The following is a 20,201-nucleotide window of genomic DNA, read 5'->3' as shown; positions in this document are numbered from 1 at the left end:
TTGACGGCAAGCCGTCAGAGCGACCGCAGGAATGCCAACGACGGCATGAAGAAGTACTCCCCGCCCCGCAAACTCACCGCCTGCGGCACCGGTTCAGCCGTCCGCTGGGTCGATCCGCCCCATTCCACCGTGTACTCCGACGTTCCGCGCTCGCCCTGGCCGATCACCGGGTCCAGCCCCGGTGTCACGCCCTCGACGATCGGGAAGCCCGGGTTGTCCGCCCACACCGCCTGCGTGAACTCGAACTGGTTGCCCAGCACCGAATTGAACGCCATGAACAACAACCCCACGCCGCCACTGGGCCGCGCCGAAGGGGGTACCTCCGCGTTCGGGTCGTCCGGGCGCTCGCCGTACGTGACACCGCGGCGCGCCATCAGGTGCAGGCGCTCGCCCGCCGAGTCCTCCGCGCCACCCGAGCCCCGCGGGTTCGTCTTGCGGATGTGCGCCTGGAACGGGCACTTCAGCGCCGCGCGGTCGCTGTCGTACGTGAAGTTGTTCGACACCGGGCTTTCCGCGCCGTCTTCGCGCTGGGTCGTCAACGGGGTTCCGTCCTCGAACCGGCCGATCAGCATCGCACCCGCGCGCTCGCGGTCGTCGCCGGTCAACCCGAGGGTGTCGGCCAGGTCCGACTCCGCCTGCTTGAACCGCCGTACGTTCTGCTCCAGCTTGCGGAAGACGAAGTAACTGCCGAAGTGCACGCCCGGATCCGGCGCCGCGGTGTCCGGCACCAGCACCTGGGACAGCGGCGCCGCCGGGTTCCACACGTTGATGCCGTCCGTGTTGTTCTTCTCCGCGTCGACGTCTTCGGTGAGGAACAGCGGCTGGCTCCGGCCGTCGACGTACCCGAAGTGCTCGATGCCCTCGCCGCGCGCGTTGACGCGGCCGAGACCCGTTTCCTCCGCCAGCACCGTGACCGAGTCCGGCAGCAGGCCGAGGATTTCGTTGCGCCGCGCGGTCATCGCCTTGTCCGTCGCGTCGCCGACGAGGACGACCGCGTGGATTTCGCCGTGGTAGCCCGGATCGAACGTCGAGCGCGGCGGGTCGTTCAGCCGCCGCCGCGTCTCCGAAGCGGCCATCCCGCGCCGGAACGACTCGTCCGCCGGGAAGTTCTCGACGCCGAGGACGCCGTACCCGGCCGCGGTCAGCCCGACGCCGACGTACGGCGTGCCCGCCGCGCCGGCGTCCTTGAACGCGCCGACCTCCTCGAGGTGCGCCTTGGCGGACTTCATCTTCCCGGTGAGCGACACCAGGAACGCCCGGGCCTCCGCCGCGTCGCCGAATCCCAGCAGCAGCGCGGAAAGATGGTCGCGGACGTGGGCCTTGAGGATGTTCGGCTGCAGTTCGCCGAGCATCACCTCGGCGTCCCCGGTCGCGGTGGTCCAGGACAACGTGGTGGACAGATCGACACTCATTGCGGGCTCCCCTCCCGTGTGAACGGGCGCACGACCGGACCGAAGCTCCCCCTCGCCGGTCGTGCCCCCTGGAACCAGGCTGCCGTCGCCGCGGTGCCGCGTGCCACCCATTTCCCGGCATTCACACGAAAGATTAAGTTGAACGCAGAACCGTTCGCCCGCAACGAAAACGCGGGCCCCGGAGCGGGACCCGCGTGTCCGTCAGAGAACGGTGGTCAGAACCACCACTGCGACTTGCCGCCCGCGATGTAGCTCCACAGCTGCAGCCGCGTGCCGTTGGAGCCGACCGAGCCTTCGCCGGTCAGGTAGCGGCTGTTCTGCGGGCTCTGCAGCCGCAGGTAGCCCTCCGGGTTCACGGTGTCGGCCCACCACTGGTTCTTGGCGCCGGCGCGGTAGTCCCACAGCTGGACCTTGGTGCCGTTGGCGCCGGCCGTGCCGAGGTCGGCGTCGAGGTACCGGCCGCTCTGCACGTTCTGGAAGCGCAGGTAGCCCTCCGGGATGCGGGTGACGTAGAACGCCTGGTTCGCGGCGTACACGTCGCAGTCCCACAGCTGCATCTTCGTGCCGTTGCCGCCGATCGTGCCCAGGTCGGCGTCCCAGCAGCGGCCGAAGGCGGCCGACTCGATCAGGTACGCGTCCGCCTCGGCGACCTGCGCCCCCGCGACGCCGGCGGTGGACTTGTGCGCGGCCCCCACCTTCGCCGGCCGCAGCTTGATGCCGCCGGCGAGCGCCGAGACCGCGGTGCCCTTGCCGTCGGCGGGCGCCGCGCCGGCCTGCGGAACGGCGACGAGGCCGAACAGGCCCGCCGCCGCGGCGACCGTCACCATCAGCCGCTTCATCTTGGTCATGCTTCCCCTTTTCGTCGGTTCACCCGTGGTGACGAAAGGGCGCCACCCGGCTCCGGGCCCGTGTGGACCCGGCGCGTGGTCGTGCCGGCGAATCCCCCTCGTCGAGACCGTCAAACCCCCGAAAGCGGTCTCTCGGACCATCATTCAGTGCGGTCCCGTCGTCGTCGAGGTCATTTCCGCGAGGGGCCAAAACGCACGTCAGGCGTGTAACGGAACGGAACCGGCGCCGATAGACGGGCAGACCCGGGGGGAGTGGCGTGCGCATCGAGCTGACCTTGCCCGACCTCGTCCGCGTCGGGCTCGCGGCGGCGGCCGACCCGATGGGCGAGCTCGCCTCGAGCCTGCAGGTCCTGCAACGCCGCGACGGCGGTCGCACCGCCGCATCGGGTGCGTTCAACCGGTGGCGGTACCGCGTGTGGCAGAGCCTGCCCGACTCGGCCGCGGTGCTGATGTGGCTGTGCCGGCCGGACGCGCCGCTGCCGGGGTTCCTGCTGCCCGCGGCGGGGCGCTACGAGCTGGAGTCCGGGCTCGCGGCGGTGCTGAACACGGATCCGCTGAGCCTGAAGACGGCGTTGCGCACGGCGCCGGCCGGGCACGACCTGCCGTCGTGGGCCGCCGCGCTCGCCGACGGCGACACCGCGGGCCTCCCGCGATTGGTCCAGGCCATGCGCGACTACCACGAGCTCGCGATCGCGCCCGGCTGGGAGGCGGTGTCCGGCCAGGTGGACGCCGACCTCGGGATGCGCACGCAGCTGCTGCTCCACGGCGGCGTCGACGCGCTGCTGACCGGCCTCCGCCCGCTGGTGCGCTGGGAGGCGCCCGAGCTGGAGACGGACGACCGGATCCCCGGCACGGTGCCGTCGGAGGGCACGGGCCTGCTGCTGGTGCCGACGTACTTCTCGGTGTGCCCGGGCCTGGTCCCGGCGGCCCCGGGCGGCACCCCGCGGCTGCACTACCCGTGCGTCCGCCAGGCCGCCCCGCCGGCGGGCTTCGGCCGCGGCGCGTACCGGGCGTCGGGCAAGGCACTGGCCGACCTGCTGGGCCCGACCCGCGCGGCGGCGCTGGCGGTCCTGGCGGTGGGCTGCTCGACGTCGGAGCTGGCGGCGCGGCTGGGCGTCACGCCGTCGGCGGTCAGCAAGCACACGACGGTGCTGCGGCGGGCCGGGCTGATCACCACGCACCGGGAGCGGAACACGGTGCTGCATTCGCTGACGCCGCTGGGAAGCGCTCTCCTGGACAGCTAGCTCAGCGCGCCGGCGGCCTTCACCAGCTCGTCCAAAGCTTCCCGGGCCAGTTCGCCGAAACCCCGTTCGTCGGCCGGCTCCACCCAGCGCGCGAAGCCCGTCGTGAACGCCAACCCGCCGATCTCCGCCGCCAAGCTCGCCGCCGGGTCCGGGACGCCACGAGCGCGCAACGCCGATGCCATCGCGCCCCGGAGCTTCGCGCGCTTCAGCAACTCCCTCTCGCGGAGGTCCGGCTGGCCCGCGACCACCCGCTGGACCTTCGCCGCCCACTCCCGCCATTCCGCGTCGAACACCGCCTCGACCGCGGTCAGCGCCGCCGAGATCGCCTCGATCGGTGTGGCCGCCTCGGGGGCCGCGGTGATCGCGTCCGCGAGGAGGCCGCTCAGGATGTCCTGGCCCGCGAACAGCACCTCGCGCTTGTCCCCGAAATGCCGGAAGAACGTCCGCTTCGTCAAGCCCGCCCGCTCGGTGATCTCCGCGACCGTCACGGCGTCGTAGCCGCGCTCGAGGAACGACTCCACCGCGGCGCGCACCAGCCGCTCGCGTGCGTTCGGCTCCCAGCGGCTCATGACCTCCAGCCTAAGCGATGACACCTGGTGTCATCACGCGTGCTACGTTTGATGGCACCAGGTGTCATCACAGGGAGGTTCTCATGCGTGTCTTCGTGACCGGGGCGTCCGGCTGGATCGGCCGCACCCTCGTCCCCGAACTCATCGACGCCGGCCACGACGTCATCGGGCTCGCCCGATCGGACGCCTCGGCGGAGATCGTCGCGAAAACGGGTGCCGACGTGCTTCGCGGTGACCTGGCCGACCTCGAAACCCTCCGGAAGGGCGCCGCCGACGCCGACGGGGTCGTCCACCTCGCCTTCGGCCACGACTTCAGCCGGATCGAAGAGGCGATCCGCACCGACGCGGCACTCGTCGAGGCGCTGGGCGAGGTGCTCGACGGCAAGGCGTTCGTCGCCGCCTCGGGGACGCCGATCGTGCCCGGCGAGACCGTGACCGAGCAGGACGATCCGGCCGGCTTCGGGTCGGTCGCGGGCCGCGCGGAGGTCGCCCGCTCGGTGCTGAAGACGGCGGAACGCGGCGTGCGCGCGTCCGTCGTGCGGCTGCCGCGGTCGGTGCACGGCGAAGGGGACGCCCACGGCTTCATCGCGCGGCTGGTCGGCCTCGACCGGGAGAAGGGCATCGCCGCGTACGTCGGCGACGGCTCGCAGCGCTGGCCCGCGGTGCACGTGGCCGATGCCGCGCACCTGTTCCGCCTCGCGCTCGAGCAAGCGCCGGCGGGCTCGGTGCTGCACGCGGTGGGCGACGAAGGCGTGGCGATCCGGGACATCGCCGAAGCGGCCGGACGCCGCCTCGGCCTGCCGCCGACGTCCGTCGAGGCCGGCGAACTCGGCTTCCTGGGACAGCTCCTGGCGATCGACCAGCCCGCGTCCAGCGAGCGGACGCAGGCGCTGCTCGGCTGGCGGCCGGAGCGCCCGGGGCTGCTCGACGACCTCGAAAAGGGTTACTACGGCTGAGAAGTGGGACAGCGCCGGCGGAGGTGGCGACAGTGACACCCCCGCCGGCGCCGGGTTCTACGCGATCGGCCGGTCCGTCGGCGCGATCGGGGCGGGCAGGACGTCCCGCCCGGTCAGGTAGGCGTCCACGCCGGCCGCCGCGCTGCGGCCCTCCGCGATCGCCCACACGATCAGGGACTGGCCGCGGCCCATGTCACCGGCCACGAACACGTTGTCCAGGCTGGTCTTGAACGCCTTGTCGCGGGCGACGTTGCCGCGCGCGTCCAGCTCGACGCCGAGGTCTTCGACCAGGCCCTTCTTCTGCGGCCCGAGGAAGCCCATCGCCAGCAGGACGAGCTGCGCGGGCAGCTCGCGCTCCGAGCCTTCGACGGGGACGAACTTGCCGCCCTCGTTGCGCACCTCGACCAGCTTCAACGCACGGACCCGGCCGGCGTCGTCACCCAGGAACTCCTGCGTGTTCACCGCGTACAGCCGCTCACCGCCCTCTTCGTGCGCCGAAGACACCCGGTAGATCATCGGGTACGTCGGCCACGGGTGGGCGTCCGAACGCGACTCGGGTGGCTTCGGCATGATCTCCAGCTGCGTCACCGAACGAGCGCCCTGGCGGTGCGACGTCCCGACGCAGTCCGCGCCCGTGTCACCGCCACCGATCACGACGACGTCCAGGCCGGAAGCGTCGAAGGGTGACTTCTCGAGGTCCCCGGAAGCGACCCGGTTGGCCGGCGGCAGGAACTCCATGGCCTGGTGGATGCCGTCGAGCTCGCGGCCGGGGATCGGCAGATCACGCCAGTCGGTCGCGCCACCGGCCAGCACCACGGCGTCGTAATCCAGCAGCTCCGCGACGGGCACGTCGACTCCGACGTTCACCGACGTCCGGAACTCCGTGCCCTCGGCCTCCATCTGCGCCAGGCGCCGGTCGAGGCGGGACTTCTCCATCTTGAACTCGGGGATGCCGTAGCGCAGCAGCCCGCCGATCTTGTCGGCCCGCTCGAGGACCACGACGCTGTGGCCCGCGCGCGTGAGCTGCTGCGCCGCGGCGAGTCCCGACGGGCCGGAGCCCACGACCGCGACCTTCTTCCCGGTGCGGGTGGTGGGCGGCTGCGGCGTCACCCAGCCCTCGTCGAAGGCGCGGTCGACGATCGAGATCTCGACGCGCTTGATCGTCACCGGATCGTCGTTGATGCCGAGCACGCACGCGGTTTCGCACGGCGCCGGGCACAGCGTGCCGGTGAACTCCGGGAAGTTGTTGGTCGCGTGCAGCCGTTCGATCGCCTGCTGCCAGTCCTCGCGCCAGGTCAGCGTGTTCCACTCGGGGATGAGGTTCCCGAGCGGGCAGCCCTGGTGGCAGAAGGGGATCCCGCAGTCCATGCACCGGCCGGCCTGCTTCTGCAGCTTCGTCGTGGCGAAGTCTTCGTAGACCTCTCGCCAGTCCATCAGCCGCAGGTCGACCGGGCGGCGCTTCGGCTCTTCGCGGGTGGTGGTCAGAAAGCCCTTGGGGTCAGCCATGTGCGGCCTCCATGATCGCCTCGTTCACGTCGCGCCCGTCCCGTTCGGCCTGGACCTGGGCCGCGAGCACGCGCTTGTAGTCCTTCGGCATGACCTTCCCGAAGCGGTCGACGCCCGCGTCCCAGTCGGCCAGCAGCTCCCGCGCGACGGCGGATTCGGTTTCGTCGTAGTGCTTTTCCAGCGTCTCGCGCAGGAAGTCCGCGTCCTCGGAGTCGAGCGGGTCGAGGTCGACCATCTCCGGGTTGACGCGGTGCGCGGGCAGGTCCAGCACGTAGGCGATGCCACCGGACATGCCGGCCGCGAAGTTGCGCCCGATCGGGCCGAGCACGACCATCCGGCCGCCGGTCATGTACTCGCCGCCGTGGTCGCCGACGCCTTCGACGACGGCCAGCGCGCCCGAGTTGCGCACGCAGAACCGCTCGCCGACCTTGCCGCGGATGAAGATCTCGCCGCTCGTGGCGCCGTAGGCGATGACGTTGCCGGCGATGATGTGGTCCTCGGCGGCGATCCGGGCCTCCTTCGGCGGGCGCACGATCAGCCGGCCGCCGGAGAGGCCCTTGCCGACGTAGTCGTTGCCGTCGCCGTAGAGCCGCAGCGTGATGCCCTTCGGCACGAACGCGCCGAACGACTGGCCCGCGGTGCCGGTGAAGGTGACGTCGATCGTGTCGTCCGGCAGGCCTTCGCCGCCCCACCGCTTGGTCAGCTCCGAGCCCAGCATGGTGCCGACGGTCCGGTTGACGTTGCGGACCGGCAGCTCCAGCCGCACCTTGTCGCCCGAGTTCAACGCGCCCTCGGCCAGCTGGATCAGCGTGTTGTCCAGCGCCTTCTCCAGGCCGTGGTCCTGCAGCGTCTGCTGCAGGCGCAGCCCGGCCGGGGCCATGTCGGGCACGTGGAAGATCGGCGACAGGTCCAGCCCGGCCGCCTTCCAGTGCTCGATCGCCTTGCGCTTGTCGAGGAACTCGGCGTGCCCGACCGCTTCGGCGATCGACCGGAAACCCAGCTCCGCCAGGTACTCGCGCACTTCCTGGGCGATGAACTCGAAGAAGTTGACGACGTATTCGGCCTTGCCGCTGAACTTCTCGCGCAGCTTCGGGTTCTGCGTCGCGACGCCCACCGGGCACGTGTCGAGGTGGCAGACGCGCATCATGATGCAGCCCGACACCACCAGCGGCGCGGTCGCGAAGCCGAACTCTTCGGCGCCGAGCAGCGCCGCGACGATGACGTCCCGCCCGGTCTTGAGCTGGCCGTCGGTCTGCACGACGATCCGGTCGCGCAGCCGGTTGGCCAGCAGCGTCTGCTGCGTCTCGGCCAGGCCGAGCTCCCACGGGCCACCCGCGTGCTTGATGGACGACAGCGGCGACGCACCCGTCCCGCCGTCGTGGCCCGAGATGAGCACGACGTCGGCGTGCGCCTTGGACACGCCGGCCGCGACCGTGCCGACGCCGACCTCGGACACGAGCTTCACGTGGATGCGCGCGTTCGGGTTGGCGTTCTTGAGGTCGTGGATCAGCTGCGCCAGGTCCTCGATCGAGTAGATGTCGTGGTGCGGCGGCGGCGAGATCAGACCGACGCCCGGCGTCGAGAACCGCGTCTTCGCGATCCACGGGTACACCTTCGCGCCGGGCAGCTGCCCGCCCTCGCCGGGCTTCGCGCCCTGCGCCATCTTGATCTGGATGTCGTCGGCGTTGACGAGGTACTCGCTCGTGACGCCGAACCGGCCGGACGCGACCTGCTTGACCGCGGAGCGGCGCTCCGGGTCATACAGCCGCTCGGCGTCTTCGCCGCCCTCACCGGTGTTCGACTTGCCGCCGAGGCGGTTCATCGCGATGGCGAGGGTCTGGTGCATCTCCATCGAGATCGAGCCGTAGGAGATGGCGCCGGTGGCGAACCGCTTGACGATCTCCGAGACCGGCTCGACCTCCTCGATCGGCACCGGTGCGCGCTTGCCGTACTTGAAGTCGAACAGCCCGCGCAGCGTCAGCAGCTTCTCGGCCTGGTCGTCGACGGACTTCGTGTACTCCTTGAAGATCTCGTACTTCCCGGACCGCGTGGAGTGCTGCAGCTTGAACACCGTCTGCGGGTTGAACAGGTGCGGCTCGCCTTCGCGGCGCCACTGGTAGTCCGCGCCGGTCTCCAGCTCGCGGTGGGCCGCGCGGAAGCCGTCGGCCGGGAACGCGTACTTGTGCCGCTTCGCGACCTCGTCGGCGAGGGTCTCGAAGCCGACGCCGCCGAGGCGGGACGTCGTGCCGGTGAAGCAGTTGTCGATGACCTCTTCGCCGAGCCCGATCGCCTCGAAGATCTGCGCGCCGGTGTAGGACGCGACGGTCGAGACACCCATCTTGGACATCGTCTTGCGGACGCCCTTGCCGAGCGCCTTGATCAGGTTGTACGTCGCTTCCTTCGGCGTGACCCCGGGGATCAGGCCCTGGTGAGCCATCTCCTCGACGGTCGCCATCGCCAAGTACGGGTTCACCGCCGCGACGCCGTAGCCGATCAGCAGCGCGATGTGGTGCACTTCGCGCGCGTCGCCGGCCTCGACGATGAGGCCGACCTGCGTGCGCGTCTTCTCGCGGACGAGGTGGTGGTGCACCGCGCCGGTCAGCAGCAGCGACGGGATCGGCGCGTGGTCTTCGTCGACCCCGCGGTCGGACAGCACGATCAGCCGCGCGCCGTCCTCGATCGCTTCCGACACCTCGGCGCGGATCTCGTCGAGCCGCTTGACCAGCGCCTCGCCACCACCGTGGACGTTGTAGCGGCCGAGCACGGTGACGGCCTGGAACTCGGGCAGGTCGCCGTCGTCGTTGACGTGCACCAGCTTGGCGAGCTGGTCGTTGTCGAGCACCGGGAACGGCAGCACGATCCGGCGGCACGACGAGGCGTCGCCTTCGAGGAGGTTCGGCTCGGCGCCGATCTGCGTGCCGAGCGCGGTGACGAGCTCCTCGCGGATGGCGTCCAGCGGCGGGTTCGTCACCTGGGCGAAGAGCTGGATGAAGTAGTCGAACAGCAGCCGCGGCCGGCTGGACAGCGTCGCGATCGGCGAGTCGTTGCCCATCGAGCCGATCGGCTCCGCGCCGGTGCGGGCCATCGGCTCGAGGATGGCCTCGAGCTCTTCCTCGGTGTAGCCGAACGCCTGCTGGCGGCGGACGAGCGCGGCGTGCAGCGGGACCTCGCGGTCGCGCTCGGGCAGGTCCTCCAGGTGCAGGAGACCGGCCTCGACCCACTCGTCGTACGGGTGCGCGGTGGCCAGCTCCGTCTTGACCTCTTCGTCCTCGACGATCCGGCCCTCGGCGGTGTCCACGAGGAACATCCGTCCGGGCTCGAGACGACCCTTGCGGACGATCGTCGCCGGGTCGATGTCGAGCACGCCGACCTCGGAGGCGAGCACGACGAGGCCGTCGTCGGTCACCCAGTAGCGGCCGGGGCGCAGGCCGTTGCGGTCGAGCACCGCGCCGATTTGGGAACCGTCGGTGAACGCGACGAGCGCCGGGCCGTCCCACGGCTCCATCAAAGTCGAGTGGAACTCGTAGAAGGCGCGTCGCGCCGGATCCATCTCCTGGTGGTTCTCCCACGCTTCCGGGATCATCATCAGCACCGCGTGGGGCAGCGAGCGGCCGCCGAGGTGCAGCAGTTCGAGGACCTCGTCGAAGGAGGCCGAGTCGCTGGCGCCGCGCGTGATCACCGGGTAGACGCGCTTGAGGTCGCCCGGGATCAGGTCGGTTTCGAGGAGGGCCTCGCGGGCGTCCATCCAGTTTCGGTTGCCGCGCAGGGTGTTGATCTCGCCGTTGTGCGCAACGTAGCGGTACGGGTGCGCCAGCGGCCACGACGGGAAGGTGTTGGTGGAGAAGCGGGAGTGCACCAGGCCGATGGCGCTGGTGACGCGCTCGTCGGTGAGGTCGGCGAAGAAGCGCTCGACCTGCGGCTCGGTGAGCATTCCTTTGTAGACGATCGTGCGCGAGGACAGCGACGGGAAGTACACGTCGTCCTCGACGAGCTCGTGCTCGGCGCGCTTGCGGACGCAGAACGCGCTGCGCTCGATGTGCAGCGGGTCCGAGTGCTCCGGCTTCGGGCGGCGCGCGGTGAGGAACAGCTGCGTGAAGTGCGGCATGGTCTCGGCCGCGGTCGGCCCGCAGTGCTCGGTGTGCACCGGCAGCTCGCGCCAGCCGAGGACGCGCATGTCCTCCTCGGCGGCGATCCGCTCGATGGTCGTCATGGCCCGGCCGCGGCGCTTTTCGTCCTGGGGCAGGAAAGCCGTGCCGACGGCGTAGGTACCCGGCTCGGGGAGCTCGAAGTCCACGACCTCGCGGTAGAACTCGTCCGGGATCTGGATCAGGAGCCCGGCGCCGTCGCCGGTGTCCGGTTCGGCGCCCCGCGCCCCGCGGTGTTCCAGGTTGCGCAACGCGACCAGGGCCTTGGCGACGATCGAATGATCTCGGCGGCCGGTCAGGTCGGCCACGAAGGCGACACCGCAGGCGTCGTGTTCGTAGTCGCTCCGGTAGAGGCCCTCGGCCTCGGCGTTGCTGAGCTGCTGCCCCGCGGGGGGCAGGGAACGGGCACGGTGGGTCACGGCTGGCCGCCTCCCAAGGCGTTGGCGCGACCGGTACTCACCTCATCGAGTGGTTCGAGCTGAACCGGTTAACGAAGTGGTCCGGTACCGCGATGGTCAGTCGAGAACAGTTGCTGTTGTCGAGGTGCAAGATGCCGTGGGGTACCGGCCGAGCGCCGATGCTCGGAAACCGGACGCGGTCATCTGGGAGGCCGCACAACACTGGGCAGCCGAACATGTCGGGTGCTGCGTGCGCGCACAGACCGGCCACTGTGGTGGGGGCCGGTCGGAGCGCGCGGTGTTACTCCCGGGTTCGCCGGGTCTTATGACGATAGTGTGAATTCGCTGTTATCGACATACGTCGTTGCGCCCGGGTGGGAAATGCCACGGTTGCGTTGACGAGGCCCAGGGTAGTCCCATATGTCGGGCTGTCGCTCCCGAAGGTCGGTCATTATCGCCTTTGACCTGCGGAAACGTCTGTCCCAAGTGGTCTGGGGCACGTGTCGCGACGCTGGTCAGGGGTGCGATGCTGGCTGCATGGCGGACCCGTCCGATGACTGATCGTTATCTCTCCGTGGCTCGTTCCGGGGTGCACGAGCTCGAGATCAAGCGCTCCCGGTTCCTCTGCGCGCTCGCTCCGGTGACGTCGGAGGAGGCCGCGCGCGAGTTCATCGCGGCCCGCCGCCGGGCCGATCCGGGGGCGCGGCACCACTGCCACGCGTTCGTTTTGGGCGCTGATGGGCGAACCCGTCGGTCCAGTGACGACGGTGAGCCGGCCGGCACCGCGGGCACGCCGATGCTGGAGGTGCTGCGGCGGCGTGAGCTGACCGACACGGTCGCGGTCGTCACGCGTTACTTCGGCGGAGTCCTGCTGGGGGCGGGCGGGTTGATCCGCGCGTACGGTCAGTCCGTTTCGGACGCGGTGGAAGTGGTTGGTGTACTAGAACACCGGCGTCTCAGGCTCGTCGAAGTCGCCGTGAGTTACGACCGCGCGGGCCGGCTGGAGAACGACCTGCGCGCGTCGCCGCACTTGGTGCACGCGACCCGCTTCGACGAACTGGCGCGGTTCGAGATCGGCTTGGCGCCGGGGGAGGCGCCGGCTTTCGAGAGCTGGCTGGCGGACCTGACGAACGGCGAGGCGTCGACGACCGAACTCGGCGACCACTGGGTCACCGCCGGCTGAGTGGTCCACCGCGGCCGCGTGGTCCGGTCGCGGAACCGCTTGGCGCGCAACGAACTTTCGGCGCTTCCGCCCGAGGGTTCTTCCGTGGCACCATGTCGTGCCACTCCAGTTCCGGCACCACCTCGATCACCAGAACGTTGCCGGCGTCGCCTGCGCCAAGCTGACAACGTTGTCACCACCTGCTTCGCCCGCCCGACAACGTTGTCGCCCAGCGGAAAGCGCGTGCGGCAAGAGAGGAAAGGTTCATGTCCGGACCATTCGCCAGACGGCTGCGCGCGGCCGTGCTCGCGGCCGCCGTCGTCGCCGGGGGAACGGGGCTCGTCGCGCCGCCCGCCACGGCCGACACGCTCGCCCTCACGCAGTACGTGAATCCCTTCATCGGCACGGACAACAGCAACTCCCCGAACCCCGTTCCCGGTGGGGCCGGCGGCAGCACGTACCCCGGCGCCGTCGTGCCGTTCGGGATGGTGCAGTTCAGCCCGGACACCCCGACCGCGTCGCCGTCCGGGTACCGCTACAGCGACACGAGCATCGAAGAATTCAGCCTCACCCACTTCAACGGCGCCGGCTGCGCCAACAACGAAGACCTCGGCCTGCTGCCGATCACCGGCGCGATCGGGACTTCGCCGGGCACCGGCTGGACCGGGTACGCCGGCCGCTACACCAAAACCAACGAGTCGGCCGCGCCCGGCTACTACAAGAACAAGCTCGACAACTACAACACGACCGTCGAGCTTTCCGCGACCAAGCGGTCGGGCTTCATGAAGCTGACCTACCCCAACACGACTTCCGCGCGGCTGCTCGTCAACATCAGCCGCAGCGCCACCGGAAACCGCAACGGGGCGATCTCCATCAGCGGCAGCCAGCTCACCGGTTCGGTGACCGGCGGCGGTTTCTGCGGTTCGTCGAAGACCTACCAGATCTACTACGTGATCCAGTTCGACCGCGCGCCCAGCGGGTTCGGCACCTGGCTCGGCGGCACGGTGACCGCCGGTTCCGCGAGCACCAGCGGCACGAACTCCGGCGGCTACGTCACCTTCGACACCTCCAGCAACACGACCGTGCAGGCGAAGGTCGGCATCTCGTTCGTCAGCCTGGCCAACGCGCAAGCGAACCTCGCCGCCGAGAACTCCGGCTTCGACTTCGCCGGCGTCCGCGGCGCGGCCGACACGAGCTGGAACGGCGTCCTCAACCGCGTCCAGGTGACCGGCGGCGCGACGGCGGACCTGCAGAAGTTCTACACGGCGCTGTACCACGTCTTCCAGAACCCGAACATCGCCAGCGACACCAACGGCCAGTACCGCGGGTTCGACCAAGCCGTCCACACCGCGTCGCACACCGTCTACCAGAACTACTCCGGCTGGGACATCTACCGGTCGTGGGCCGCGCTCATCGGGCTGGTCGCCCCGAACGAAGCGAGCGACATCGCGAAGTCGATGGTGCTCGACGGCCAGCAGGGCGGGCTGCTGCCCAAGTGGTCGCACAACAGCAACGAGCACTTCGTGATGACCGGTGACCCCGGGCCGATCATCGTCGGCAGCATGTACGCCTTCGGGGTCCGCGGCTTCGACACCGCGGCGGCACTGACGTTGATGGACAAGAGCTCCAACGGCGGAACCGCGCAGGGGCAGGCGATCCGCGGCCGGCAGTCCGGGTACGTCAGCCGGCACTACGTCTACGAAGACCCGTCCGACTCGCTCGAGTACTCGGCGTCGGACTTCGCGGTCGCGCAGTTCGCGAAAGCCGTGGGCGACACCACGAAGTACACCACGTACATGCAGCGCGCCCAGTGGTGGCAGAACGTGTTCGGCACCGACTCGGGCTACATCCAGCCGCGCGGCAGCGACGGCAACTGGGCGTGGCCGGTCGTGCCGTCGAGCAACAGCGGCTACACCGAGGGCAACCCGTCGCAGTACACGTGGATGGTGCCCTACAACTACCAGGGCCTGATCAACCTGATGGGCGGCCGCCAGACCGCCGTCCAGCGGCTGGACCACCACTTCACCCAGCTCAACGGCGGCCTCACCCAGCCGTACTTCTACATCGGCAACGAGCCCGAGCACGGCGTGCCGTGGGCGTACAACTACGCGGCCCACCCGCAGGGCGCCAGCTCGGCCGTGCGGCGCGTGATGAACGAGTCGTTCACCACCGGCCCGGGTGGCCTGCCGGGCAACGACGACCTCGGCGCGACGTCGGCGTGGTACGTCTTCGCCGCGCTGGGGATGTACCCGGCGACGCCGGGCGCGGACGTCCTGGCCCTGCACGGCCCGCTGTTCCCGGCGGCTTCGATCGTCCGGCCGAGCGGCACGATCCAGATCACCGGTTCCGGCGCTGGGCAGGGCTCGCAGTACGTGCAGAGCCTGAGCGTCAACGGGACCGCGACGACCAAGTCGTGGATCCGCTACGGCGACATCGCGGGCGCGTCGACGCTGAACTACACGATGGGCTCGTCGGCGAGCGCGTGGGGCACGAGCACCGCGGACGTCCCGCCGTCGTACAACGACGGGTTCACGCCGCCGGCGGCCGCGCCGGAGCTGGGCACGAACCTGGCCCAGGGCAAGGCGGCCACGGGCTCGGCGCCGTGCAACTCGGCCGAGGCGCCGGCCCTCGCCGTCGACGGCAGCCTGGCGAACAACAGCAAGTTCTGCTCCCTCGCGGCGACCAAGTACCTCCAGGTCGACCTCGGGTCGGCGCAGAACGTGTCGTCGTTCGTGGTCAAGCACGCGGGCCTGGGTGGTGAGACGACCGGCTGGAACACCGGCGCGTTCACGATCCAGACGTCGACCGACGGCAGCACGTGGACGACGGTCGCTTCGGTGAGCGGTTCGCGGGCCAGCCGCACGTACAGCCCGATCACGACGAGATCGGCCCGGTACGTGAAGCTGAACCTGACGACGCCGACCAACAACGGCGACGGCGCGGCGCGGATCTACGAGTTCGAGGTCTACCGCTGACCCACCGGTCGTGAGTGGGAAACAGGGTCAGAACACTGTTTCTCACTCACGACCGGCCGCGGCAGACCACTCCTCGCGGGTGATGGCGTACTCGACTTCGCCGTGCTCGCTGCCCGGAGCGCGCTCGTGCTCCGGGAACTCCTCGAAGTACGTGCGGACGAACCGCATCCCCAGTTTCTCCATCACCCGGCGCGACCGCTCGTTCACCGTCATGGTGAACGCCGTCACGCGGGTGACCCCCAGTTCGGTGAAGCCCTTCGCGAGCAGCGCCGCCGAGCCTTCGGTCCCGTAGCCCTTGCCCCACGCCTTCCGGTGCAGCCGGTACCCCAGTTCCGGCTCGTCCGGTGGATCTTGCGGGCGCGGGCGGAAATGGAACCACCCCAGGAAATCGCCGGTGCTCTTCTCGGTCGCCGCCCAGAACCCGTAACCGGGGAAACGCTCGTAGTAACCGAGGAACGCGGGGAGGTCGAGGGTGACGATCTCGGTGCGGTCCGCCGGCCGGCCCCCATTGAGGTACTTCATCACGGCCGGGTCGTCGTAGAGCTCGAAGAGTGCGTCGGCGTCGTTCTCGGTGAACCGGCGGAAGATCAACCGCTCGGTTTCGAGGAATACGTGCATCGGGTGATGCTGGCAGTAACCCCAGTGCGTGGCAACGCGATTACGCGGCGGCGGCGAAGACCTCGCCCAGCGCCAGCGAGCCGGCCTCGGTGAGCACCGCGAGCACGCGCTCGCCGCACTTGCCGGGACAGGCGGGTGCGATCAGGCCGAGCCGCGCGAGGCGGTGCACGGTGGACTGGTCGCAGCAGCTCAGGCCGTCGATGAACAGGTCGGGCTCGCAGCTGCAGCTGATCTCGGCGTGGCCCCCGGCCACGGCTCTCAACGTGGCCCGCTCACGGTGGTTCAGTTCCGTTGTCATGGCGGAGCCTCCTTCCCGTCGTGACCCATTAGACCGCTCACCACCGACAGTTTTCGCCTCTCAGCGTGCGAACAGGGGTATTTCGAGGGTTTCACTTAGAGGTGTGTCGCGTCCTTTCCGGGTGATCCCCGGATACCCCTACGCGAGCGGTTCAATCGTCGTCTTGCGCAGGTGCCGGAAAACGATCGACGTGCGGAAGCCGACGATCTCCCGGCGCAACGCCAGCCGGTCGGTGAGGAACGCGTGGAGCGCGTCGATGTCCGGTGTCGTGACTTCGATCAGGAAATCGTCACTCCCCGCGGTCACGTACACCGAGAGCACCTCCGGCAGCTCCGCGATCGAGCGCTGGAACTCGTCGATGACCGCCCGGCTCAACGGCCGCACCTGCGCCGCGACGAGCGCCCGGACGCCGCGGTTGAGGCTCGGCAGGTCGATGTCGGCGTGGTACCCGCGGATCACGCCGCGTTCACGCAGCAACCGGATGCGTTCGAGGCACGTCGAGGGCGCGATGCCCACCTTCCGGGCGATGTCCCGGTTGGTCTGCCGCGCGTCCTCCTGCAGGTGCCGCACGATCGCCGAATCAAGTTCGTCCAGCACGCTGTCCTCCGGGTCGCCGCCGAATTTCGTTCGGCGGTGGCTCACCACCGCCGATGTTCACTCTAACTTCGGTCGGCATGACCGCACATGAGCAGCTCGTGGCCCGCCGGGGCCGTCGATCCGGCATCACCACCATGGTCGCCATCCATTCGACCGCGCTCGGCCCCGCCGTCGGCGGCTGCCGCTTCAAGCCGTACGGCACGCTCGAAGAAGCCGTCGGCGACGTCCTCCGCCTGTCGGCGGCCATGACGGCGAAGTGCGCCGTCGCGGGGCTCGCGTTCGGCGGCGGCAAGAGCGTCATCGCCCCGGAGCCCGGGCGCGTCCTCTCGCCGGCGGAGCGCCGGGACGTCCTGCTCGACCACGCCGACCTCGTCGCCGACTTCGGCGGCGCGTACCTGGCCGGCCCGGACGTGGGCACCGGCCCGGCCGACATGCTGGTGCTGCGCGAGGTCTCGGCGTTCGCGTTCTGCACCCCCGAGTCCGCGGGCGGAACCGGCTCGTCCAGCGGCCCGACGGCGGTGGGCGTGCTCGCCGCGCTCCGGGCGGCGACCGGCGGGGCGGACCTGACCGGGCGCCGGGTGGTGATCAGCGGCTACGGCTCGGTCGGCGCCCACCTCGCGGCGAGCCTCCAGGCGGACGGTGCCGACGTCGTCGTCTCGGACATCGACCCGGCCAAGCGGGCGGGCGCCGAGAACCAGGGGCTGACGTGGGTCGAGCCGGAGAAAGCGCTCACCCTGACGGCCGACGTGGTGATCCCGGCGGCGGTGGGCGGGGTGCTCAGCCCCGAGACGGTCGCCCGGCTCGACACGCCGCTCGTCGTCGGCCCGGCGAACAACCAGCTCACCGAGGACGGCGTCGCGGACGAACTGGCGGCCCGCGGCATCCTGTGGGTCCCGGACTACGTGGCGAGCGCGGGCGGGATCCTGTACACGCTGTCCCGCGAAGCGGAGGGCCTCGACCACGAGGGTGCGCTGGCTCGGGTGGAGACGATCGAGCAGACGGTCCGGGACCTCCTGAGCGCGGCGAAGGCCAACGCGACCACCCCGTTGCACGAGGCGGCCGCGCTGGCCGAGCGCCGGCTCACTTCTGGTGCGGAGCCACGTACTCCTTGGCCTCCGGTGCCTCGAACAGCGGCTTGACGTACTTGACGCCGCCCTCGGCCGAGGCGTCCGGGGTGGCCGCGTACACCTGGCGCGTCGCCGGCGTTCCCGGCTTCGAGAAGTCGAGCGCCGCGACCAGGTTGTCCGTGTTCGCCGACGTCGTCTGCTTCAACGCCGCGGAGATGCCGTCGCGGGTGAGGTCCTTGTTATCGCACGCCTTCTTCAGCACCGCGCCCCACACTTCGCCGACCGCGTAGCCGTACGGGACGCCGCCGTTCGGGGTTTCCTTGTACGCCGCCTTGTACTTCGCCGCGACGTCCTTGGCCTTCGGGATGTCCGCCGAGAACGGCACGCTGCTCGCGACGACCGTCAGCTTGTCCAGCGCACCCGCGGCGGGGCTCTTCAGCAGCGCCGGGTCGAACGTCGGGTTGTTGCCCAGCACCGGCACGTTCAGCCCGAGCGCCTTGTTCGCCGCGACCGCCGACCCGGTCTGGGCGGGCGTGGTGGTGAGCGCGATCAGCTTGACCCCGGCGCCCTTGAGCCCGGTGACGACGTTCGTGAGGTCGCTGTCGGTCGAGGTGATCTTCACTTCCTTGACCGTCAGGTTGTGCTTCTTCGCGTAGAACTGCGAGCCGCGCAGGCCGTTCTTGCCGTACTCGCCGTCGATGTACACGTGCCCGATCGTGTCGCCGTCCTTGAGCAGCCCCTGCTCCTGCAGGTACGAGAGGCCGTCGATGATCTCCAGGTCGTACGTGGTGCCGACGATCATCACGTACGGGTTGTCGAGCAGCTCCGACGACCACGACGCGGGCGCGGCGACCGCCTTGTCGGACGCCAGGTTCTGCTTCAGCGCGGCCACCACCGGCGAGCCGAGCAGCTGCACGAACCCGAGCACCTTCGGCTCGATCTGCGGGTACAGCGTCTTCGCCGTGTCGGCCTTGTAGCCGTGGTCGACCTCTTCGAGCTTGACCTGGCGGCCGCAGACGCCGCCGGCGGCGTTGAAGTCCTTGGCCCACAGCTCGTTGCCCTGCGTGACGCCGAGGCCGAGGTTCTTGAAGACGCCGGACTTGTCGGTCATCACGCCGAGCGTCACCTCGCTCGCCGTGACCCCCTTGCCGGTCTTGACGCCGGAGCTGTCCGAGCCCGACGAGCCCGAGTCGCCCGCTTTCGTGCTGCACGCGGAGAGGACGAGGACGGCCGCCAGCGCCGCCGCCAGGTGTGTGCGTTTCATGGTTCCTCCGGGGGTTGACGGCGGGAACGGGTGAGCCGGCGGCCGATCGCGGCGAGCCCGCCCGGCTCGAAGAGGACGACGAGGATGATCGCGGCGCCGTAGACGAACGAGCTGACCAGGATCGGGGTCAGCGCGCCGTCGCCGGTGCCGGAGAACCAGCCCAGGTCGGCCGAGTACAGGGCGAGCACCTGCGGCAGCCCGTTGACGATCAGCGCGCCGACCAGCGCGCCGGAGACCGAGCCGAGCCCGCCGATGATGACCATCGCGAGGTAGGCGATGGACACGTTGATGCCGTAGGTGCCGTACTCGCTTTCGTCCGGCTTGAGGATGTCGAACCACAGCACGGTCATCGCGCCGGCGAGGCCTCCGTAGGCCGACGAGACGGCGAACGCGCCCGCCTTCGCGCGCAGCACGCTGACACCCATCACCGCGGCCGCGGCTTCGTTGTCGCGCACGGCCCGCCACGAGCGTCCGACGCGGCCGCGCACCGCGCCGCGCGCGATCACGAACGCCAGCACGGTCAGCAGCAGGAACAGGTACCAGGTGCGTTCGGCCTGCCGGATCGGCACGCCCAGCACGGTGATTTCGGGGCCGTCGTTGGTGAACGGGAAGCCGAACAGCGAGAACGGCGCCGGCGCGCGCCCGGTCGACGTCCCGCCGGTCAGCTCCTCGGCGGACTGTCCGAAGTAGAGCCCGAGGAACACCAGCGCCAGCGAGGCGACGCCGAGGTAGATCCCGCGCAGCCGCCCGGCGACCGGCGCGAAGGCCAGGCCCAGCAGCGCCGCGACGACCACCGCGCCGAGCAGCGACAGGCCGGGGTCGAGGCCGAAGCCGACCACGCGGTCGTCGCCCGACGGCCCGGACAGCACGGTGTAGGCGGTGGCCCCCGCGAGCAGGAAGAACGCGTGGGCCAGGGAAAGCTGCCCGGCCTGCCCGACCACCAGCGTCAGCCCGATCGCGCCGACCGCGCCGATCATCATGTACTGCCCGGCCTTCAGCCAGGCGGCGTCGAGGTAGAGCGGCAGGGCGAGCAGGACGACCAGCAAGGCGAGCCAGGCCGCGGTGCGCACCAGCTTCCGCCAGTCGCGGCGCGGCGGCGGCGTCGCTGCGACGGCCGGTGGGGTGTCCACTTCGGACACGGC

The 20,201-nt window shown here is 70.2% G+C and carries 15 protein-coding genes; 5 read left to right on the top strand and 10 right to left on the bottom strand.

What is annotated here, in order from left to right; translation table 11 throughout:
* Window positions 1-14: 14 nt before the first annotated feature.
* Entirely contained in the window at window positions 15-1,412 is a 1,398-nt protein-coding gene (locus ACERZO_RS39070; protein ID WP_372671045.1) for a Dyp-type peroxidase, read from the bottom strand.
* Window positions 1,413-1,627: 215 nt separating this feature from the next.
* Entirely contained in the window at window positions 1,628-2,260 is a 633-nt protein-coding gene (locus tag ACERZO_RS39065) for an RICIN domain-containing protein (protein WP_372671044.1), read from the bottom strand.
* A 257-nt stretch (window positions 2,261-2,517) separates the two neighbouring features.
* Here ACERZO_RS39065 and ACERZO_RS39060 point away from each other — a divergent pair, with 257 nt between their 5' ends.
* Complete coding sequence (locus ACERZO_RS39060; RefSeq protein ID WP_372671043.1) at window positions 2,518-3,504, top strand: ArsR/SmtB family transcription factor; 987 nt, start codon at window positions 2,518-2,520, stop codon at window positions 3,502-3,504.
* On the opposite strand, the gene ACERZO_RS39055 is transcribed toward ACERZO_RS39060, so the two are convergent.
* Window positions 3,501-4,073, bottom strand: a complete 573-nt coding sequence (locus ACERZO_RS39055) for a TetR/AcrR family transcriptional regulator (RefSeq protein ID WP_372671042.1) — start codon at window positions 4,071-4,073, stop codon at window positions 3,501-3,503. The two genes, ACERZO_RS39060 and ACERZO_RS39055, sit on opposite strands and share 4 nt — an antisense overlap.
* 83 nt (window positions 4,074-4,156) lie before the next feature.
* Between ACERZO_RS39055 and ACERZO_RS39050 the strand changes: the two genes are divergently transcribed.
* Complete coding sequence (locus tag ACERZO_RS39050; RefSeq protein WP_372671041.1) at window positions 4,157-5,029, top strand: SDR family oxidoreductase; 873 nt, start codon at window positions 4,157-4,159, stop codon at window positions 5,027-5,029.
* Between the two features lie 57 nt (window positions 5,030-5,086).
* On the opposite strand, the gene ACERZO_RS39045 is transcribed toward ACERZO_RS39050, so the two are convergent.
* Both ACERZO_RS39045 and gltB read right to left on the bottom strand, forming a co-directional pair.
* Window positions 5,087-6,535, bottom strand: coding sequence for a glutamate synthase subunit beta (locus tag ACERZO_RS39045; protein WP_372671040.1), 1,449 nt, complete (start codon window positions 6,533-6,535; stop codon window positions 5,087-5,089).
* Window positions 6,528-11,099, bottom strand: a complete 4,572-nt coding sequence (gene gltB, locus ACERZO_RS39040; protein WP_372671039.1) for a glutamate synthase large subunit — start codon at window positions 11,097-11,099, stop codon at window positions 6,528-6,530. Before gltB ends, ACERZO_RS39045 begins: the two co-directional genes overlap by 8 nt.
* 532 nt (window positions 11,100-11,631) lie before the next feature.
* On the opposite strand from gltB, the gene ACERZO_RS39035 reads away from it, so the two are divergent.
* Both ACERZO_RS39035 and ACERZO_RS39030 read left to right on the top strand, forming a co-directional pair.
* Window positions 11,632-12,261 (top strand): YigZ family protein, encoded by a 630-nt coding sequence (locus ACERZO_RS39035; protein WP_372671038.1) that lies wholly within the window; start codon window positions 11,632-11,634, stop codon window positions 12,259-12,261.
* A 245-nt stretch (window positions 12,262-12,506) separates the two neighbouring features.
* Window positions 12,507-15,215 (top strand): GH92 family glycosyl hydrolase, encoded by a 2,709-nt coding sequence (locus ACERZO_RS39030; RefSeq protein WP_372671037.1) that lies wholly within the window; start codon window positions 12,507-12,509, stop codon window positions 15,213-15,215.
* Window positions 15,216-15,257: 42 nt separating this feature from the next.
* On the opposite strand, the gene ACERZO_RS39025 is transcribed toward ACERZO_RS39030, so the two are convergent.
* From ACERZO_RS39025 to ACERZO_RS39015, 3 genes are all read right to left on the bottom strand, one after another.
* A complete protein-coding gene (locus ACERZO_RS39025) occupies window positions 15,258-15,833 on the bottom strand; it encodes a GNAT family N-acetyltransferase (RefSeq protein WP_372671036.1) in 576 nt (191 codons plus the stop codon).
* Between the two features lie 40 nt (window positions 15,834-15,873).
* On the bottom strand, window positions 15,874-16,131 hold the full coding sequence (locus tag ACERZO_RS39020) for a hypothetical protein (RefSeq protein WP_372671035.1): 258 nt from the start codon (window positions 16,129-16,131) through the stop codon (window positions 15,874-15,876).
* Between the two features lie 138 nt (window positions 16,132-16,269).
* Window positions 16,270-16,725: an Lrp/AsnC family transcriptional regulator gene (locus ACERZO_RS39015; RefSeq protein ID WP_372671224.1), complete on the bottom strand. Its 456-nt coding sequence runs from the start codon at window positions 16,723-16,725 to the stop codon at window positions 16,270-16,272.
* Between the two features lie 80 nt (window positions 16,726-16,805).
* On the opposite strand from ACERZO_RS39015, the gene ACERZO_RS39010 reads away from it, so the two are divergent.
* Window positions 16,806-17,867 (top strand): Glu/Leu/Phe/Val dehydrogenase dimerization domain-containing protein, encoded by a 1,062-nt coding sequence (locus ACERZO_RS39010; protein WP_372671034.1) that lies wholly within the window; start codon window positions 16,806-16,808, stop codon window positions 17,865-17,867.
* Here the strand turns inward: ACERZO_RS39010 and ACERZO_RS39005 are convergent.
* Window positions 17,809-19,059, bottom strand: a complete 1,251-nt coding sequence (locus tag ACERZO_RS39005) for an ABC transporter substrate-binding protein (RefSeq protein ID WP_372671033.1) — start codon at window positions 19,057-19,059, stop codon at window positions 17,809-17,811. The two genes, ACERZO_RS39010 and ACERZO_RS39005, sit on opposite strands and share 59 nt — an antisense overlap.
* Window positions 19,056-20,198, bottom strand: a complete 1,143-nt coding sequence (locus tag ACERZO_RS39000; protein ID WP_372671223.1) for a branched-chain amino acid ABC transporter permease — start codon at window positions 20,196-20,198, stop codon at window positions 19,056-19,058. The genes ACERZO_RS39005 and ACERZO_RS39000 overlap by 4 nt, the downstream gene beginning before the upstream one ends.
* Between the last annotated feature and the right edge of the window lie 3 nt (window positions 20,199-20,201).

Origin of the sequence: Amycolatopsis kentuckyensis (genome assembly GCF_041679295.1) — a bacterium.
In the GTDB taxonomy this organism is placed as follows: domain Bacteria; phylum Actinomycetota; class Actinomycetes; order Mycobacteriales; family Pseudonocardiaceae; genus Amycolatopsis; species Amycolatopsis kentuckyensis_A.
The sequence above is the reverse complement of the archived record's forward strand: the minus strand, read 5'-3'. Positions and strand labels throughout refer to the sequence as shown.

Coding starts and splice junctions, on each gene's coding strand:
- ACERZO_RS39030 (WP_372671037.1), top strand. CDS start 12,507: ATGTCCGGACCATTCGCCAGACGGCTGCGCGCGGCCGTGCTCGCGGCC.
- ACERZO_RS39045 (WP_372671040.1), bottom strand. CDS start 6,535: ATGGCTGACCCCAAGGGCTTTCTGACCACCACCCGCGAAGAGCCGAAG.
- ACERZO_RS39065 (WP_372671044.1), bottom strand. CDS start 2,260: ATGACCAAGATGAAGCGGCTGATGGTGACGGTCGCCGCGGCGGCGGGC.
- ACERZO_RS39070 (WP_372671045.1), bottom strand. CDS start 1,412: ATGAGTGTCGATCTGTCCACCACGTTGTCCTGGACCACCGCGACCGGG.
- ACERZO_RS39055 (WP_372671042.1), bottom strand. CDS start 4,073: ATGAGCCGCTGGGAGCCGAACGCACGCGAGCGGCTGGTGCGCGCCGCG.
- ACERZO_RS39035 (WP_372671038.1), top strand. CDS start 11,632: ATGACTGATCGTTATCTCTCCGTGGCTCGTTCCGGGGTGCACGAGCTC.
- ACERZO_RS39020 (WP_372671035.1), bottom strand. CDS start 16,131: ATGACAACGGAACTGAACCACCGTGAGCGGGCCACGTTGAGAGCCGTG.
- ACERZO_RS39005 (WP_372671033.1), bottom strand. CDS start 19,059: ATGAAACGCACACACCTGGCGGCGGCGCTGGCGGCCGTCCTCGTCCTC.
- ACERZO_RS39050 (WP_372671041.1), top strand. CDS start 4,157: ATGCGTGTCTTCGTGACCGGGGCGTCCGGCTGGATCGGCCGCACCCTC.
- ACERZO_RS39010 (WP_372671034.1), top strand. CDS start 16,806: ATGACCGCACATGAGCAGCTCGTGGCCCGCCGGGGCCGTCGATCCGGC.
- ACERZO_RS39025 (WP_372671036.1), bottom strand. CDS start 15,833: ATGCACGTATTCCTCGAAACCGAGCGGTTGATCTTCCGCCGGTTCACC.